Source organism: Achromobacter semiaridum (genome assembly GCF_053543755.1).
Window position 1 is genome coordinate 37180 of sequence record NZ_JBLVOL010000002.1, and the last position, 16425, is coordinate 53604.

Annotated in this window: 14 protein-coding genes and 2 tRNA genes; 10 read left to right on the forward strand and 6 right to left on the reverse strand. The window is 65.5% G+C overall.

The genetic code is table 11. The features are described from left to right. Positions 1-37 precede the first annotated feature (37 nt). The 5 genes from ACNPP0_RS00290 to ACNPP0_RS00310 all read right to left on the reverse strand — a co-directional run bounded on the left by ACNPP0_RS00290 (position 38) and on the right by ACNPP0_RS00310 (position 2503). Positions 38-628: a DUF2946 family protein gene (locus tag ACNPP0_RS00290; protein WP_332612714.1), complete on the reverse strand. Its 591-nt coding sequence runs from the start codon at positions 626-628 to the stop codon at positions 38-40. Positions 629-630: 2 nt separating this feature from the next. Beyond that, positions 631-960, reverse strand: a complete 330-nt coding sequence (locus tag ACNPP0_RS00295) for a hypothetical protein (protein ID WP_442880393.1) — start codon at positions 958-960, stop codon at positions 631-633. 101 nt (positions 961-1061) lie between these two features. Continuing rightward, positions 1062-1135 (reverse strand) — tRNA-Cys (locus ACNPP0_RS00300). A gap of 55 nt (positions 1136-1190) precedes the next feature. After that, a tRNA-Gly gene (locus tag ACNPP0_RS00305) sits at positions 1191-1266 on the reverse strand. Between the two features lie 157 nt (positions 1267-1423). Then, positions 1424-2503, reverse strand: a complete 1080-nt coding sequence (locus ACNPP0_RS00310) for a GlxA family transcriptional regulator (RefSeq protein ID WP_448704714.1) — start codon at positions 2501-2503, stop codon at positions 1424-1426. Positions 2504-2790: 287 nt separating this feature from the next. Between ACNPP0_RS00310 and glyA the strand changes: the two genes are divergently transcribed. The 10 genes from glyA (at position 2791) to ACNPP0_RS00360 (ending at position 15111) form a co-directional block, all read left to right on the forward strand. Beyond that, a complete protein-coding gene (glyA, locus tag ACNPP0_RS00315; protein ID WP_332612711.1) occupies positions 2791-4068 on the forward strand; it encodes a serine hydroxymethyltransferase in 1278 nt (425 codons plus the stop codon). Between the two features lie 26 nt (positions 4069-4094). Beyond that, entirely contained in the window at positions 4095-5081 is a 987-nt protein-coding gene (locus tag ACNPP0_RS00320) for a dipeptidase (RefSeq protein WP_448704715.1), read from the forward strand. Between the two features lie 12 nt (positions 5082-5093). Beyond that, positions 5094-5615 (forward strand): DUF5943 domain-containing protein, encoded by a 522-nt coding sequence (locus tag ACNPP0_RS00325; RefSeq protein WP_332612707.1) that lies wholly within the window; start codon positions 5094-5096, stop codon positions 5613-5615. Positions 5616-5622: 7 nt separating this feature from the next. Then, entirely contained in the window at positions 5623-7686 is a 2064-nt protein-coding gene (locus ACNPP0_RS00330; RefSeq protein WP_448704716.1) for an oxidoreductase, read from the forward strand. A gap of 2 nt (positions 7687-7688) precedes the next feature. Then, a complete protein-coding gene (locus ACNPP0_RS00335) occupies positions 7689-9587 on the forward strand; it encodes a (Fe-S)-binding protein (RefSeq protein WP_332612705.1) in 1899 nt (632 codons plus the stop codon). Next, complete coding sequence (locus ACNPP0_RS00340) at positions 9587-10840, forward strand: electron transfer flavoprotein subunit alpha/FixB family protein (RefSeq protein WP_448704717.1); 1254 nt, start codon at positions 9587-9589, stop codon at positions 10838-10840. The genes ACNPP0_RS00335 and ACNPP0_RS00340 overlap by 1 nt, the downstream gene beginning before the upstream one ends. Beyond that, positions 10833-11600, forward strand: a complete 768-nt coding sequence (locus ACNPP0_RS00345) for an electron transfer flavoprotein subunit beta/FixA family protein (RefSeq protein ID WP_448704718.1) — start codon at positions 10833-10835, stop codon at positions 11598-11600. Before ACNPP0_RS00340 ends, ACNPP0_RS00345 begins: the two co-directional genes overlap by 8 nt. Positions 11601-11668: 68 nt before the next feature. Beyond that, positions 11669-12886: an aromatic ring-hydroxylating oxygenase subunit alpha gene (locus tag ACNPP0_RS00350; RefSeq protein WP_442880392.1), complete on the forward strand. Its 1218-nt coding sequence runs from the start codon at positions 11669-11671 to the stop codon at positions 12884-12886. 9 nt (positions 12887-12895) lie between these two features. Beyond that, a complete protein-coding gene (locus ACNPP0_RS00355) occupies positions 12896-14071 on the forward strand; it encodes an FAD-binding oxidoreductase (RefSeq protein WP_448704719.1) in 1176 nt (391 codons plus the stop codon). Positions 14072-14088: 17 nt separating this feature from the next. Further along, positions 14089-15111 (forward strand): GlxA family transcriptional regulator, encoded by a 1023-nt coding sequence (locus ACNPP0_RS00360; RefSeq protein WP_332612700.1) that lies wholly within the window; start codon positions 14089-14091, stop codon positions 15109-15111. Positions 15112-15118: 7 nt separating this feature from the next. Here ACNPP0_RS00360 and fdhA read toward each other — a convergent pair whose 3' ends face one another. Continuing rightward, positions 15119-16315, reverse strand: a complete 1197-nt coding sequence (gene fdhA, locus ACNPP0_RS00365; RefSeq protein WP_332612699.1) for a formaldehyde dehydrogenase, glutathione-independent — start codon at positions 16313-16315, stop codon at positions 15119-15121. Between the last annotated feature and the right edge of the window lie 110 nt (positions 16316-16425).

Sequence of the window (16425 nt, forward strand, 5' to 3'; positions counted from 1 at the left end):
GCAACGCTCGGTTTTTTTACGCGGCCGCGCTGCGTTCCTACGCCGCCGGGTTCGGCTCGAAGCCCAGGCGGCGCGCCACGTCCTGCCGCGCTATCGCGCGCAGCGGCGCGGGGGCGTAGAGGCCCGGCCATGACACGGATATCTCCGCGCCGGGCGCCAAGTCGGCCAGGGCATCCAGAACCGGGGCACCGTCCGCAGTCGACAGGTTTTCCAGCAGGGCCGGCAGGTCCCGGTCCAGCACCAGCCCGGCGCCCGCGGGTGTAGACGCGTACAGCTGGCCGGCATCGTCCAGCCACCAAGCGCTGATCGCATCGACCGCCGCATCCGTGTGCGTACGCAACCCACGGCTGTCGTCGTTCAGGCGCAGCACGAACGGGGCGCCATCCAGCCGCACGAACACGCGCTGAGGGCCGTTCTGGAAAAACCAGCGGCCCGCCTCGTCGTGTTCGTAATTGCGGTTCATGAATTCCAGGATCTGCGCATTGGTGATGGATTCGCCCGGCCCTCCTTGGGCGGCTTGCCCTTGCGGATGCAACCGCCAGCGCCCGCGCCCGTCCAACGACAGCCAGCCATACACGGCTGGCACGTTGGGCCAGCGGGCAATGGCGTCTTTCACCGACTGATCCATGTTCAGGGCCGGATGATGATTGAAGGCGGGGTGATGACGATGGCGGGCGCGGGCATCGGCATGACGACCTGCGGTGCCGCGTAATAACCTTCGCGATAGTCCTCGCGATAGTCATCGCGGCACTTGCGCTTTTCCTGGTACTCGCCGTTGCGCTTCCATTTGCGCTCGACCTTGCACGCGCCATCCCAGTACTTTTCTTTGTACTCACGCCCATGGCGATGATGATGGCGGTCGGAGTCGGCTTCGGCCGTCAGCGGCGCCAGCGTCAACATCGCGGCGGCGGACAGGGCAAGCACGGGGGAACGAGCGCGAAAATTCAGAATGCGGTGCATAGCGTCGACGTCAGTGGAAAACGGCGTCACCTTAGCAATCATTCGATTGTCAGCGCGTAGGGATGCGTAACGAGATGCTGGGGGAGGGGGGGAAAAGATGCTGGAGGCGCAAGCCGGAATCGAACCGACGTACACGGATTTGCAATCCGCTGCATAACCACTCTGCCATTGCGCCAGCACTTGCAAGAAAAAAGGAAGCGCGGTGTTGGCCGATGCTTCCTTCTTGTATTTGGAGCGGGAGACGAGTCTCGAACTCGCGACCTCAACCTTGGCAAGGTTGCGCTCTACCAACTGAGCTACTCCCGCGGGGTACTGCTTACAGCCATTGCTTTGCTTTTGCTACTGCTGCATTTCCTGCTTTGCCGAAGGAAATTCCTGCTGGAATTGCCACCGGTTTTGGTGAAGTTTGAGAAGCTTTTCTCAAAGGCCGTGTCCACCAAAGACAGCGATTATACACAGAAATTCAGGCTTGTGTAGCGGGGCGGGTTGGGCGCAGAAAAAAAGCGTCGGGCCCTGGTTCCGCGCCTATCGCCGAGGCAAAACCCGGCCCATGCGCTTCATGGTCGAACGTGCGGGGGTTACGGCGTTCCGAGCTGGGCGCCGCGCCATAGACCGCGCGGTAGGTCTTGCTGAAATGGCAGGGCGATTGAAAGCCGCAGGCGGTAGTGATGTGCGAGATTGACAGCGGGGTTTGTCGCAGCAATGCCCGCGCGTGACGCAGGCGCAGGCTCAGATAATGCTGTTTGGGCGTCGTGCCCAGGTGCTCGCGGAACAAGCGTTGCAGCTGCCGCTGCGATGCGCCCGACAACTGCGCCAGTTCCTCCAGCGACAGCGGTTCTTTCAGGTTGACCTCCATCAGCGCGATCACCTCTGCCAACGCGGGATGCGACGCGGGCATGCGGATCGATGTCGGCATGCGCTGCTTGTCCTTGTGATCGCGCACGTGCCCGATGGTGAACTGGTTCGCGATCAGCGCAACGATGGCCGGCCCGACGGACTCGCCCACCAGGTTAAGCATCATGTCCAGCGGCGCGGTGCCGCCCGTACAGGTGATGCGGTCGCGGTCGATGACGAACAGCTTGTGCGACAGCCTGCTATGCGGAAAGTCGCTGCGCAGCGCGACCAGGTCTTCCCAGTGCATGGCGCAGGTATAGCCGTTGAGCAGGCCGGCCTGCATCAGCGTGTGCGCACCGGTGCACAGGCTGCCCAGCGTCACGTCGCATGCGGCCAGGCGCCGCAGCCAGTCCCACGTGGCCGGGTCGTCGTCCGCGCGGCTGCGCTTGCCGCCGCAAACGAATACGGCGTCGGGCAAGGTGGCCTCGTCCAGCACGTCGGCCTGCACCTGCAATCCATTGCTGGCCGTGACGGGCCCGCGTGATGGCGCAACCACTGACCAGCGGTAATACGGCCGGCCCAGCATGTGGTTGGCCATGCGCAGCACTTCGATTGCCGTCGAGAACGACAGCATCGTGAACTGCGGCAAGGGCAGGAAACCGAAGTGGCGCAAGTGCCGGCGATCACGGGTGGACGAACGTGCAGTCATGGCGAGGCTCCTTGGTAGGAATACACAGACTGATGGCCGGAGCTGACCTTCCCGGCAGTTGACTCCTTCAATCGTAGGCCAGCAGGGCGCGTCTGCCCTTAGGAACAATACGAAAATTGCAGGGGATTACGACATATGCCTTTGCGCGCTGTGCGATGCCCCTGTCGCAATCGGACAAGATGTGGTCCGGTTCAGATAACAGTGCTCATGACCTTTAAGAAAGAATGCTTCACAGGCCCCGCTTACGCCGGATTCTCGAACGTCATTGCTCCTTCAGGCAGGTCGACATGTTCCAGTCCTCATCCCCGTTCTTCTCATCGCCGCTCGACAAGCGCGATCCCGTCGTGATGGCCATGCAGGACCGGGAACTGCGCCGCCAACAGACCCAGATCGAACTGATTGCGTCCGAAAACCTGGTGTCGCGCGCCGTGTTGCAAGCGCAGGGTTCGGTGCTGACCAACAAGTACGCCGAAGGCTACGTTGGCCGGCGCTATTACGGCGGCTGCGATCATGTGGACGAAGTCGAGTCGTTGGCGTTGCTGCGCGTGCGCGAACTGTTTCACGCCGACTACGCCAACGTGCAGCCGCATTCCGGCGCGCAGGCCAACGGCGCGGTGATGTTGGCGCTGCTGGAGCCCGGCGATACCGTGCTGGGCATGTCGCTGGATGCCGGCGGGCACCTGACCCACGGCGCGCGGCCGGCAATGTCGGGCAAGTGGTTCAACGCGGTGCAGTACGGCGTGCGCCAGGAAGACAGCCTGATCGATTACGACGAGGTCCGCCGGCTGGCGTTGCAACATCGGCCCAAGCTGATCATCGCGGGGTTTTCCGCCTACCCCAGGCAGCCGGACTTTGCCCGCTTTCGCCAGATCGCCGATGAGGCCGGCGCCATGCTGATGGTCGATATGGCGCACATCGCGGGACTGGTGGCGGCGGGCAGGCATCCCAGCCCGGTGCCGCATGCACACGTCGTCACGTCCACTACGCACAAAACGCTGCGCGGGCCCCGTGGCGGCTTCATCCTGACCAATGACGGCGCCATTGCCAAGAAGATCAATTCCGCCGTGTTTCCCGGCTTGCAGGGCGGGCCGCTGATGCACGTGGTGGCGGCCAAGGCGGTGGCCTTCGGCGAGGCGCTGCAAGCGGACTTCAAACGCTACATCGACCGCGTGCTCGCAAACGCCGACGTGTTGGGCGACGTGCTGCGTGAAGGCGGCATCGACCTGGTCTCCGGCGGCACCGACAACCACCTGCTGCTGCTCGACCTGCGTTCCAAAGGGCTGACCGGCGCGCATGTCGAGCGCACGCTGGAACGCGCCGGCATCACATGCAACAAGAACGGCATCCCGTTCGATACGCAAAAACCGTCGGTCACCTCCGGCATCCGGCTGGGCACACCGGCCGCAACCTCGCGCGGGTTTGGCGAAGACGAATTTCGAGCCGTGGGCGACATGATCCTGCATGTGGTGGACATGCTGGCCACCAGCCCCGACGAACACGAAGCAACCGAACGACGCATTCGAGCTGAAGTCCACGCGCTGTGCCAGCGCCATCCCATCTACTAAGCGGCACAACATCGGGGGGAAATCCCATGGCTACGCTGCATCAGAAAAGCATGGTTATCGACGGCCTGATCATCTCCAAATGGGATCGGTCCGTTTTTGAAGACATGAAGCAAGGCGGCCTGACCGCCGCCAACTGCACGGTGTCGGTGTGGGAAGGGTTCGAGCAAACGGTCTCGAACATTGCCGCCATGAAGGCCCTGATCCGCGCCAACGACGATCTGGTCACGTTGGTGCGCACCACGGACGATATCCGCCGCGCCAAACGCGACGGCAAGACCGGCATCATTCTCGGCTTTCAGAACGGCCAGGCGTTCGAAGACAATCTGGGCGCCATCGAAGCTTTTGCCGACATGGGCGTGCGCGTGGTGCAGCTTTGCTACAACACGCAAAACCTGATCGGCACGGGCTGCTACGAGCGCGACGGCGGCTTGTCCGGCTACGGCCGCGAAGTCATTGCCGAGATGAACCGCGTCGGCATCATGGTCGACCTGTCGCACGTAGGCGCTCAGACCTCTGAAGAAGCGATCCTGGCATCGACCCGGCCCGTTTGCTATTCGCACTGCCTGCCGGCCGGCTTGAAAGAACATCCGCGTAACAAAAGCGACGCGCAGCTGCGGTTTATCGCGGAGCGCGGCGGCTTCATCGGCGTGACGATGTTCCCGCCGTTCCTCAAGCGCGGCGTGCACGCCACGGTGGACGACTACGTTGAAGCCATCGGCTATGTGGTGAATCTGGTGGGCGAGGACGCGGTGGGCATCGGCACCGATTTCACCCAGGGCTACGGACAGCCGTTTTTCGACTGGCTGACGCATGACAAGGGCCGGTACCGCCGGCTGACGGACTTTGGCGCCATCCGCAACCCCGAAGGCATCCAGAAGATAGGCCAATTTCCCAACCTGACCGATGCGATGCAGCGCGCAGGCTGGAGCGAAATCCACATCCGAAAAATAGTGGGCGAAAACTGGCTGCGCGTGTTTGGCGACGTCTGGCCTTCCGACGCGCCGGCGGCTTAAGGAGCCATCAACATGAATCCCCAGCTTCCGATTGACGTCAACGAGCAGACGGGCGTGTGGAGCACGGACGGCATGCCGATGCTGTACGTGCCGCGCCACTTCTTCATCAACAACCACACGGCGGTGGAAGCGGCGTTGGGCCGGGAGGCTTACGCACGCATTCTTTACGACGCCGGCCACCAGTCGGCCTACCACTGGTGCAATGAAGAATCGCGCGAGCATCGCCTGGCCGGGTTGGCCGTCTATGAACACTACTTGATGCGGCTGTCGCAGCGCGGCTGGGGGCTGTTCCGGCTGACGGACGCGGACCCCACGGCCATGACGGCGCGCATCGTGCTGCGCCATTCCGCCTTCGTGCTGGGCCAGCCCCAGGGCGAGGGCAAGCGCTGCCACATGTTCGCCGGATGGTTCGCGGGCGCAATGGACTGGGTGGCCGACCAGCACGGCGGCGCCACGCGCGCGCAATGCGTGGAAAGCCTATGCGCTGCCGAAGGGCATGCGCACTGCGAGTTCACCGTTAGCCCCATCACCTGAGGCCGGCATGCGTTATCCCCACCTGTTTGCGCCACTGACGCTGAACCGCCTGGTGCTGCGAAATCGCATCGTCAGCACCGCGCACGCCGAAGTGCACGCGGACCCGGGCGGCTTGCCGGGCGAGCGCTACATTGCCTACTACGAAGAAAAGGCGAAGGGCGGCCTGGGCCTGGCCATCTGTGGCGGGTCCAGCCCCGTGTCGCTGGATAGCCCGCAAGGGTGGTGGCGGTCGGTCAACCTGACCACCGACCGCGTCCTCGAACCGTTGGCCAGACTTAGCGATGCCATGCATCGCCACGGCGCCAAGGTCATGATCCAGGCCACGCACATGGGCAGGCGCTCGGCATGGCATGGGGAACATTGGCCGCATCTGTTGTCGCCGTCCGGTGTGCGCGAGCCCGTGCATCGGGGCAACGCCAAGACCATTGAAGTCGAAGAGATCGGCCGCATCATCAGCGACTTTGCCGCCGCGGCAAAGCGGGTGCAGCAGGCGGGCATGGACGGCATCGAGATATCCGCCGCGCACCAGCATCTGATCGACCAGTTCTGGAGCCCGCGCACCAACTTTCGCACCGACGCCTATGGCGGCAGCCTGCGCAACCGCCTGCGCTTCGGGCTGGACGTGCTGCACGCCGTGCGCGAGGCGGTCGGCGCCGATTTCTGCGTGGGCCTGCGCATGTGCGGCGATGAATTCCACGACGACGGTCTGGACCACGAAGCGCTGCGCGAAATCGCCCAGGCCATGGCGGACACCGGCCTGATCGATTACCTGGGCGTCATCGGCTCTGGTGCCGACACGCACAATTCGCTGGCCAACTGCATGCCGCCGATGGCGTTGCCACCCGAACCCTTCGCCCATCTGGCGGCCGGCATCAAGTCAGTGGTGCGGATACCGGTGATGCACGCGCAAAGCATCCGCGACGCGGTGCAGGCCGAGCGGCTGCTGGCAGCCGGCCATGCGGATCTGGTCGGCATGACGCGCGCGCATATCGCCGACCCGCATCTGGTCGTGAAGATCCGCGACGACCGCGAAGACGAGATCAAACAATGCGTGGGCGCCAACTACTGTATCGACAGGCAGTACGACGGGCTGGACGTGCTGTGCATCCAGAACGCGGCAACGGCCCGTGAAGAAACCATGCCGCACGTGATCGCGCGTTCGCGCGGCGTCGAACGAAAAGTCGTGGTGGTTGGCGCCGGGCCCGCGGGCATGGAAGCCGCGCGCGTGTGCGCCGAGCGCGGGCATGACGTTGTGCTGTTCGAACGCGCCGCCGCCATTGGCGGCCAGATCCTGCTGGCGGCCAAGGCGCCGCAGCGCGAACAGATGGACGGCATCGTGCGGTGGTTTGCGCTGGAGCTCAAGCGCCTGGGCGTGGACTGCCGCTTGGGCGCGCTGGCTACCGAAGAAATGGTGTTGGCGCAGCACCCGGATATTGTTGTGTTGGCCACGGGCGGAATCAGCCACGTCTACCAACACCAGGGCTGGGGCGTGGCGCACGGGCTGGCCGTGGGCTCTTGGGACATACTTTCCGGCCGGGTCGAGCCCGGGAAAAACGTGTTGGTGTACGACGGCGTCAGCACGCACGCGGGCGCGGGGGTGGCAGACTTCCTGGCCAGCCGGGGCGCGCACGTCGAGATCGTCACGCCTGACACCAAGGTGGCCGAGGACGTGGGCGGCACCACGTTCCCGATCTTCTACCGCCGCCTGTATGCGCAGCAGGTCGTGCTGACCCCCAACCATTGGCTTGAACGCGTTAGCGCCGAAGGCGACAAGAAAGTGGCGCTGCTGCGCAATGAATACACCGAAGACCGCGAAGAACGCGTGGTGGATCAGGTGGTCATTGAAAATGGCATCGTGCCCAATGACGCGCTGTACGGCTTGCTGAAACGCAAGTCCGTCAACATGGGCCAGACCGACCTGCACGCCCTGTATGCGGCGGACCCCCAGCCCGCGCTGGGGCAACATCTGGGCGACGGCCGCTTCCTGCTGTATCGGGTGGGCGATTGCGTGTCGATGCACAACATCCACGCCGCCATTTATGACGCGTTGCGGCTGTGCAAGGACTTTTGACCATGGAACAGTTTGCTGTCGTGGTTACCGCGCTGTTCTGGGTGTCGCTGCTTGGGGTCTGCGTCGGCGGGTGGCGGCGGGCTGCCTTGTGGCGCGTCGGCCGGGCGGCGCCGGTGCGCTGGCTGGATTTGCTGGCGGTGCCCAAGCGCTATTTCGTGGACCTGCACCGCGTGGTGGCGCGTGACCCCTACATCGCCCGTACCCATGTGGCCACGGCGGGCGGCGCGGTCGCGGCCATGGTGCTGGTGGCCATCAACTACGGCCTGGCGCTGTACTCGCCGATGTTGGACATGGCCATCGCCGTGGCCGCCCTGGTGATGCTGGGCGGCCTGATGTTCGTCTGGCACCGCCGTCGCAAACCGCCCGAGCGCCTGTCGCGCGGCCTGTGGGACCGTTTGCCGTGGATGTTGGGCGCGTTGGCGCTGGGCCTGTTGCTGCTGGGCGGCGTTTCCGCACCCTGGCTGGCCGGCGCGGCGGGCGTGGGCACGGTGGCGCTGCTGGCGGTGGGGGCATGGGAACTGACGGTTGGCATGGCGCGGGGCGGCCCCATGAAACATGCGCTGGCCGGCCTGCTGCACTTGGCCTTTCACCCTCGGCCCGAACGCTTCGGCCGCGCCTTGCCGGGCCAGAAAGCGGCGCTGCGCCCCTTGGCGCTGGGCGGCGACCCGGCGGCAGAGTCCCTGGGTGTGGGCAAGCCGGCCGCCTTCGCGTGGAACCAACTGCTGGGTTTCGATGCCTGCGTGCAATGCGGCAAGTGCGAAGCCGCGTGCCCGGCGTTTGCCGCCGGGCAACCGCTGAACCCCAAGAAGCTGATACAGGACATGGTGGTCGGCATGGCGGGCGGGTCGGACGCCGCCTATACCGGCAGCCCCATGCCGGGCGTACCTGTCGGGGCACGCGCAGGCGCGGCGAACAAGCCGCTTGTGCCCGGCCTGGTGGCCGCCGAGACGCTGTGGGCCTGCACCACTTGCAGGGCCTGCGTGCATGAATGCCCCATGCTGATCGAACACGTGGACGCCGTGATCGACATGCGCCGCCAGCAGACATTGCAGCACGGCGCCGCGCCCGGGACGGCGCCCACTGTCCTGGCCAACCTGCGCGAAACCGGCACGGCCGGCGGCTATGACCTGGCCGCGCGCCACCACTGGGCGGTGGACCTTAACGTGCCGTGGATACAGCCGGACCAGGCCGTGGACGTACTGCTGATCGTCGGCGAGGGCGCTTTCGGACTGCGATACCAACGCAGCCTGCGCGCGCTGGTCAAGGCGATGCATGCGGGCGGCGTGGATTTCGCGGTGCTGGGCGACCGCGAAACCGACACCGGAGACCTTGCCCGTCGGCTGGGCGATGAAGCCACCTTCCAGGTGCTGGCCACCCGGCTGATCCAGACGCTGTCGGGCCTGAGCTTTACGCGCATCGTCACGGCCGACCCGCATATCCTGCACAGCCTGCGCAACGAATATCCCGCGCTGGGCGGGCTGTACCAGGTGCAGCATCACACCAGCCTGCTTGCCGAACTGGCGGACGCCGGGCGCTTGCGGTTCAAGCCGGGCGACGATTCACGCATCCTGACGTATCACGACCCCTGCTATCTGGGCCGCTACAACGGTGAAACGGAAGCGCCGCGCAAGTTGTTGCGCCGACTGGGCCTGCGTATCAACGAAATGGAACGCCATGGCTTGAACGCGCGCTGCTGCGGCGCGGGCGGGGGTGCGGCATTGACGGATATTCCCGGCGAGCGCCGCATTCCCGACATCCGCATCCAGGACGCGCGCGATACCGGCGCGAGCCTGGTGGCCGTGGCCTGTCCCAATTGCACGGCCATGCTGGAGGGCGTGGTGGGCCCCCGCCCCGACGTGCGAGACATCGCCGAACTTGTCGCCGACGCCTTGGAGGCATGATGAACCCGATCCGTAGAATCGACCCGCGCAGACCGTACACCGTGGCGCCTTCGGGTATTCGCCGGCTTGTTCTTGGCGCCGGCCCCTCGGGCGATGCCCAAGAACGGCAAGCGCGTCCGGCGCACAAGCCGGTGCGCGCCACCGAAGCGTTGCGCTGCGTGCTGGCAGTGGCGCATAGCGATCGCGGGCAGCTGGACCCTCATGCTTGCCAGGCCGTGGCGGCGGCCGCCTTGCTGGCGGCGCACGACACCTGGGTGCATCTGCTGGTCTTCGGGGAATTCCAGGGTGACGCCGCCGCCTTGGGCGCGGACAGCGTGACCGTCATCGCCGCGCCGCCGGCCTATGCGCCTGATGCCGAGCTGGCGGTGGTGCTGGCGCTGATGGACCGCGACCGCCCGCTGCATGTGTTCCTGCCCGACAACGGCCTGCCGGACGGTGACCTGGGCCGACGCCTGGCCGCCGCCACGCGCGACACCGTCGGCACGCAGGTCGTGGAACTGAGCCGCGACGGGGTGGCCAGCCCGTATCGACAGGTGGCCGTGGGGCGTGGCGCCTTCGGCCGCGCCGCGTCCACGTTGGTCGCCTCGGCTGACGGCAGCGTGTCGCCGTCGTCCAACCCCGCGATTCCGCGAACCGCGCAACACGCACCGAACTCGCCCAACCCGCCGAACGCGCAACACACCGGCCCGAAACGCGCGCGGCGCGCCTTGCCCCGCATCGTGTTGTTGGCCCCGGACGCCGTGGATGACCGGCTGCCCTTCGTGGGCCACGGAAAAGCCGCCCGCGTCATGCCGCTACCGATGAGGTCGGCCTACCGCGACCATGGCACGCGCACGCTGCCCGCCATGGAAGTGGACCTGGAAGAAGCCGACCTGATCGTGTCGGCCGGCAACGGCATGCGCGACCTGGAGGGCTTTCACGCGCTGGCCGATGAACTGGGCGCGGCCATCGGCGCCAGCCGCGTGGCCGTGGATGACGGGCGCTTTGCGCGAGGCCAGCAGATCGGCGCAACGGGAAAAACCGTCAGCGCCAGCGCTTACCTGGCGTTCGGCATATCGGGCGCGGTGCAGCATCTGCAAGGCATCAAGGACTGCCGCCATGTGATCGCGATCAACCTGGACGCGGCTGCGCCGCTGGTCCGGCGCGCCGACCTCAGCATCATCGACGATACGCAACGCGTGGCTCAGGCGTTGCTGGCCCGCGTCAAACAGGCGCGAGGCGCGCACCGACAACACGAGGCCCCCGATGGATGAGCTTCGTATTGCCGTGCTGGTATCGATAGGTGCGCACCCGATCAGCGGGGCGGCCCGCTTCAGCCGCAATGACGCGCTGGCCCTGGCCATGGCGCGAACAATCGCCAGTGATGGCGCGGACGTGGACGTTGTCCATGCCGGCAACCCGGCCGATCCGACGCTGCGCGACTACCTGGCGCTGGGCGCGACGACGGTCCATGCGATCGACGTGCCGCCGGGCCGTGACGTTGCGGAGGGTTTGGCCGAATACGTGCGTGGTCACGACCTGGTGCTGTGCGGCACGCGCGCGGAAAGCGGCGACGGCAGCGGCCTGTTGCCTTATCTGGTGGCACAGAAACTGCATCTGCCCTTGCTGCCCGCTGTCCTGTCGGCCCGCATCGAGGCCGGCAGCGTGGTCACGCAGCAATGCCTGCCCAAAGGCCGACGGCGGGAAGTGGCTGCAACCTTGCCCGCTGTCGTGCTCGTGCACCCGTTGGCCACGTTCGACGTGCGGCACGTGTATGCGCAAGAGCGCGCCGGGCAGGTGACCACGCACGCGTCCACGGTTCCCGCCGCGCCGCTGGCCGCCGCGCGCATCGAGGCCGCCACGGGCAGCCCGCGCAAACTGGTGGCGCGTGAATCGCGGTCGGGGCGCGCGCGCCTGCTTGCCGCCATCACGATGGAAAGCCGTGGCGGCACAGTCATCACCGAAGGAACTCCCGACGAAAAGGCGCAGGCGGTCATCGACTACCTGCGCACCCACAGCCTGATCGACTACTGAGGTGGAACATGACCATCATCCAGCAGGTTTGCGCGGTGCGACCCCCTATCGATGCTTCGCTACGCAAGATGATTGCCGCACGCCGGCCGGGCTATAGCCTGGACGCCGACTTCTATCTGAGTCCGGCCGTGTACGAGATGGACATGGAAGCCATCTTCGGCCGGCACTGGCTGTTCGTGGCGGTCGAACCCGACATCCCCGAGCCCGGCGATTACATCACCGTGGACATCGGCCGCCAGTCCGTGGTGCTGGTACGCGACGACGACGGGCGGGTGCGCGGCTATCACAACGTTTGCCGCCATCGCGGCGCGCGCCTGTGCGTGACGCCGCAAGGCTCGGTCGGCAACCTGGTCTGTTCCTACCACCAGTGGACCTACACCTTGAACGGCAAGCTGGCCTACGCCGAACACATGGGCGAAGGCTTCGACAAAAGCCTCTATAGCCTGAAGCCCGTCCCGGTGGAAACCTTGAGCGGTCTGATTTTTGTCTGCCTTAGCCCCGACGCGCCCGATGACTTCGCGATGGTGCGCGCGCAGGTGGAGCCTTATCTGCGGCCGCATCAACTGCGCGAATGCAAGGTCGCCGCGCAGATTGACATCGTCGAGGACTGCAACTGGAAGCTCACGATGGAGAACAACCGCGAGTGCTATCACTGCGCCGTCAACCATCCCGAGCTGACCGTCTCGCTGTTCGAGTTTGGCTACGGCTATCAGCCGTCACCCTCCAATGCCGCGCAAATGGATCAGTTCGAGCAGATGTCCGCCACGCGTTGTCGCGAATGGGAAGCCGCGGGCCTGCCCAGCGCTGAACGCGAAGCGCTGGATAGCTGTGTGACGGGCTATCGCGTGCGGCGCCTGCCCCTGGACCTGGCCGGCGAATCCCAGACGCTGGACGGCAACGCGGCGTCGAAAAAGCTGTTGGGAACCTTGACACGCCGCAACCTTGGCGGCTTGTCGCTGTGGACGCAGCCCAACGCCTGGTTCCACTTCATGAGCGACCACATCGTCGCGTTCTCGGCGCTGCCGCTGGGGCCCGAAAAGACCCTGGTGCGCACGCGCTGGCTGGTGCACAAGGACGCGGTGGAAAACGTGGATTACGACGTCCAGAACTTGACGGCCGTGTGGCGGGCGACCAACGCACAGGACCGTGCGCTGGTCGAGATTTCGCAGCAGGGTGTGCGCAGCCCGGCGTACCAGCCCGGGCCGTATTCGCCGTTTACCGAAAGCCTGGTCGACAAGTTCTGCAACTGGTATGTCGGCCGCCTGGCGGCCCATTATCTGGATTAAGAGACCGACATGCCGCACGCGCTTTTACGCATTCATCAGCCCGAGTTCTGGCAGCGCCTGCCTTCCCCGTGGGACTGCGACATCGAAGAAACCTTGCTGTGCTGCCAGGTGCGGCAAGAGACCGCCGACGTCAAGAGCTTCTATTTCCGTTCGCGCGCGGGCCATGCGTTCCAGTTCTCGCCCGGGCAGTTTCTGACGCTTGAGCTGGATATCGACGGCGAACGCCTGAACCGCTGCTATACGATTTCGTCGCCGCCGACGCGGCCGCATACGCTGTCCATCACCGTCAAGCGCGTGCCGGGCGGCAAGGCGTCGAACTGGCTGCATGACTGCCTGGAGGTCGGCGACCGCTTGCGTGTGCTGGGTCCGGCGGGCGTGTTTTCGTCCGCCTTGCATCCGGCCGAGCGGTATCTGTTCCTGTCGGCGGGGTCGGGCATTACGCCGTTGATGTCCATGGCGCGCACCCATCGCGACCTCTGCGATGACCGCGACACCGTATTCGTGCACAGCGCCCGCACGCCCGACGACATCATTTTTGGCCGGGAAATTGCGCTGTTCGCTGCCAGCCAGCGCCACTTTCGGGCGCACTTTGTCTGCGAAGCGCTGGGCGAGCACACCGGATGGCACGGCTTGACCGGGCGCTTGAGCCTGCCCTTGCTGGAATTGATTGCACCGGATTTCCGCCAACGCGAGATCTTTGTCTGCGGCCCCGCGCCGTATATGCAGGCGGTGAGCCAGATGCTGCGCACGGCGGGTTTCGACATGGCGCGGCATCACGAAGAGAGTTTCTCGTTTGAAACGCTGTCGGACGCGGAGTCGGCGCGCAGTGAGGCATCGTCGTCAAACGCGGGCAGGGCAGGCGCCACCGATGCCGGCACCGATGCCACCACCGATGCCACCACCGATGCCGCCAGCGATGCCCCCACCTACAGCATCCGGTTCCAGCAAAGCCAACGCACCATCGCCTGCGCAGCCAACCAACCGTTGCTGGACGCCGCGCGCGCGGCCGGTTTGCGGATGGCGGCTTCCTGCACGCAGGGCTTGTGCGGCACGTGCAAGGTGCGGCTGCTGGAAGGCAACGTCAACATGCAGCACCAGGGCGGCATCCGGCAGCGCGAAATCGATCAGGGCATGGTGTTGCTATGCTGCAGCCGGCCGTTAAGCAATTTGCTCATCGACAAATGACGGGAGGGCCAATACCCATGCCTATGCACGCAGCGTCCGCGCGCATTGCCGACGAGCCCTGGCCGGTGCCCGAGACGCCCGCCGTCGAGCCCGGCCAGGTGCATTTCGGCTTTTTGCTATTGCCCAATTTTTCGATGATCGCGTTTTCGGGCGCGGTGGAAGTGCTGCGCATGGCCAACTACGTCAGTCGCCGCGAGCTCTACCGCTGGTCGGTCATGACGCTGGATGGCGCGGCGGTGCATGCCAGCAACCGGTTGCCGATCCGGCCCTTGCCCTCGCGCGGGCTGGTGGACGATTGGGATGCGCTATTCGTCTGCGGCGGTCTCCAGGTGCAGGACCAGGTGACCGAACCCGTCATCAAGCTGCTGCACAACGTCGCCCGCGAGGGGGTGGCGCTGGGCGGTATCTGCACGGGCAGCTACGCGCTGGTAAAGGCCGGCCTGATGGCGGGGTATCGCTGCGCGATGCACTGGGAAAACCTCTTTGCCGTGCACGAGGAATTTCCGGCGGTTGAACTGACCGAGGAACTTTTCGTCATCGACCGCGACCGCATGACCAGTTCCGGCGGCACCGCGCCGATCGATCTGATGCTGGGCATTACCGCCGAACGCTTCGGGGCCGAGCTGGCGCATGGCGTGTCCGAGCAGTTCATGCTGGAGCGGATCCGCCTGCCTTCGGAACGGCAGCACATTCCGATGGTGGCACGCGTCGGATACAACCGCCAGGAATTGCTGAACGTCGCGCAACTGATGGAAGCGCATATCGAAGACCCGCTGTCGTTCAGGCAGATCGCGGTGCAGATCGGGCTGTCGCAACGTCAGCTGCAACGCATGTTCAAGTACTACCTGGGCATGTCGCCCATGCGCTATTACCTGTGGCTGCGCCTGCTGCGCGCCCGTGAACTGCTGCTTCAGACACACATGACGATCATGGGCGTAACGGTTGCCTGCGGGTTTCAGTCGCCTTGCCATTTCAGCAAGGCGTACCGCGCCCGCTTCGGACGTTCGCCCAGCAGCGAGCGCAGGCAGGTGCCGGATTAGCGGGCGTTCACGCGGACAACATCGCGTGGGGGTCGATCACGAATTTCTTCGGCGCGCCCGCGTCAAAGGCGGCATAGCCGTCAGGCGCTGCGTCCAGCGTGATGACCTGCACGCCCACGACTTCCGCGATGTTGATGCGGTCCCACAAGATTGCCTGCATCAGTGCGCGGTTGTATTTCAGCACCGGCGTTTGCCCCGTGTGAAAGCTGTGTGCCTTGGCCCAGCCCAGGCCGAAGCGCACTGACAGGCTGCCGCGGCGCGCGGCGGGGTGACCGGCGCCGGGGTCGTCGGTGACGTACAGCCCTGGTATGCCGATGCGCCCCGCCACGCGGGTCACGTCCATCAATGCGTTCAACACGGCGGCAGGCGCGGCGACCTGGGATCCGCTGGACCCATGTCCGCGTGCCTCGAAGCCGACCGCGTCGATCGCGCAATCCACTTCCGGCGTGCCCAGCAACGTGGCGATCTGCACGCCCAAGGGCGCGTCCAGGGACAGATCCGCCGTTTCAAAACCGACCTTGCGCGCGTGCTGCAGCCGCTGGCGGTTTATGTCGCCGACGATGACTACCGCCGCGCCCAACAGGCGCGCGGACGCTGCCGCCGCCATGCCGACCGGGCCGGCGCCTGCCACGTATACGGTGCTGCCCGGCCCCACGCCCGCGCTGATCGCGCCGTGAAAGCCGGTGGGCAATATATCGGACAGGCAGGTCAGGTCGCGGATCTTCGCCATGGCCTGATCGCGGTCCGGAAAACGCAGCAGATTGAAATCGGCATACGGCACCATGACGTACTCGGCCTGGCCACCGATCCAGTCTCCCATGTCGACATAGCCATAGGCGCCACCCGGGCGCGCCGGGTTCACGGTAAGGCAGACGCCGGTGTCCTGTTCCTTGCAGGTCCGGCAGCGTCCGCAGGCGACGTTGAACGGCACGGATACCAGGTCGCCCACCGCCAGCATTTCAACGTCGCGGCCCACTTCAATGACCTCTCCGGTGATCTCGTGCCCCAGCACAAGCCCCTGTTGCGCGGTCGTGCGCCCACGCACCATGTGTTGGTCCGAACCGCAGATGTTGGTGGTCACCACTTTCAGGATGACGCCGTGTTCAAGCTTGCGACCCCTGGGGTCCTCCAGTTTTGGAAAGCCGATTGACTGGACCTCGACGCGCCCTTCGCCCACGTACACCACGCCTCTGTTCGCTGCCATGACTCTGTCTCCCTGCCGGCCGCGCCGGAACGATGCGGGCCGATGCCCGCCACCGGCCGATTTTGGCAAGCCCCCATGCAGGCAACGCCATCGCGCGCGACAGGAAGCAG

Bases quoted from the DNA above. Each gene is read 5' to 3' on its own strand.
- ACNPP0_RS00290 (WP_332612714.1), bottom strand. From the start codon at position 628: ATGGATCAGTCGGTGAAAGACGCCATTGCCCGCTGGCCCAACGTGCCA.
- ACNPP0_RS00295 (WP_442880393.1), bottom strand. From the start codon at position 960: ATGCACCGCATTCTGAATTTTCGCGCTCGTTCCCCCGTGCTTGCCCTG.
- ACNPP0_RS00310 (WP_448704714.1), bottom strand. From the start codon at position 2,503: ATGACTGCACGTTCGTCCACCCGTGATCGCCGGCACTTGCGCCACTTC.
- glyA (WP_332612711.1), top strand. From the start codon at position 2,791: ATGTTCCAGTCCTCATCCCCGTTCTTCTCATCGCCGCTCGACAAGCGC.
- ACNPP0_RS00320 (WP_448704715.1), top strand. From the start codon at position 4,095: ATGGCTACGCTGCATCAGAAAAGCATGGTTATCGACGGCCTGATCATC.
- ACNPP0_RS00325 (WP_332612707.1), top strand. From the start codon at position 5,094: ATGAATCCCCAGCTTCCGATTGACGTCAACGAGCAGACGGGCGTGTGG.
- ACNPP0_RS00330 (WP_448704716.1), top strand. From the start codon at position 5,623: ATGCGTTATCCCCACCTGTTTGCGCCACTGACGCTGAACCGCCTGGTG.
- ACNPP0_RS00335 (WP_332612705.1), top strand. From the start codon at position 7,689: ATGGAACAGTTTGCTGTCGTGGTTACCGCGCTGTTCTGGGTGTCGCTG.
- ACNPP0_RS00340 (WP_448704717.1), top strand. From the start codon at position 9,587: ATGAACCCGATCCGTAGAATCGACCCGCGCAGACCGTACACCGTGGCG.
- ACNPP0_RS00345 (WP_448704718.1), top strand. From the start codon at position 10,833: ATGGATGAGCTTCGTATTGCCGTGCTGGTATCGATAGGTGCGCACCCG.
- ACNPP0_RS00350 (WP_442880392.1), top strand. From the start codon at position 11,669: ATGATTGCCGCACGCCGGCCGGGCTATAGCCTGGACGCCGACTTCTAT.
- ACNPP0_RS00355 (WP_448704719.1), top strand. From the start codon at position 12,896: ATGCCGCACGCGCTTTTACGCATTCATCAGCCCGAGTTCTGGCAGCGC.
- ACNPP0_RS00360 (WP_332612700.1), top strand. From the start codon at position 14,089: ATGCCTATGCACGCAGCGTCCGCGCGCATTGCCGACGAGCCCTGGCCG.
- fdhA (WP_332612699.1), bottom strand. From the start codon at position 16,315: ATGGCAGCGAACAGAGGCGTGGTGTACGTGGGCGAAGGGCGCGTCGAG.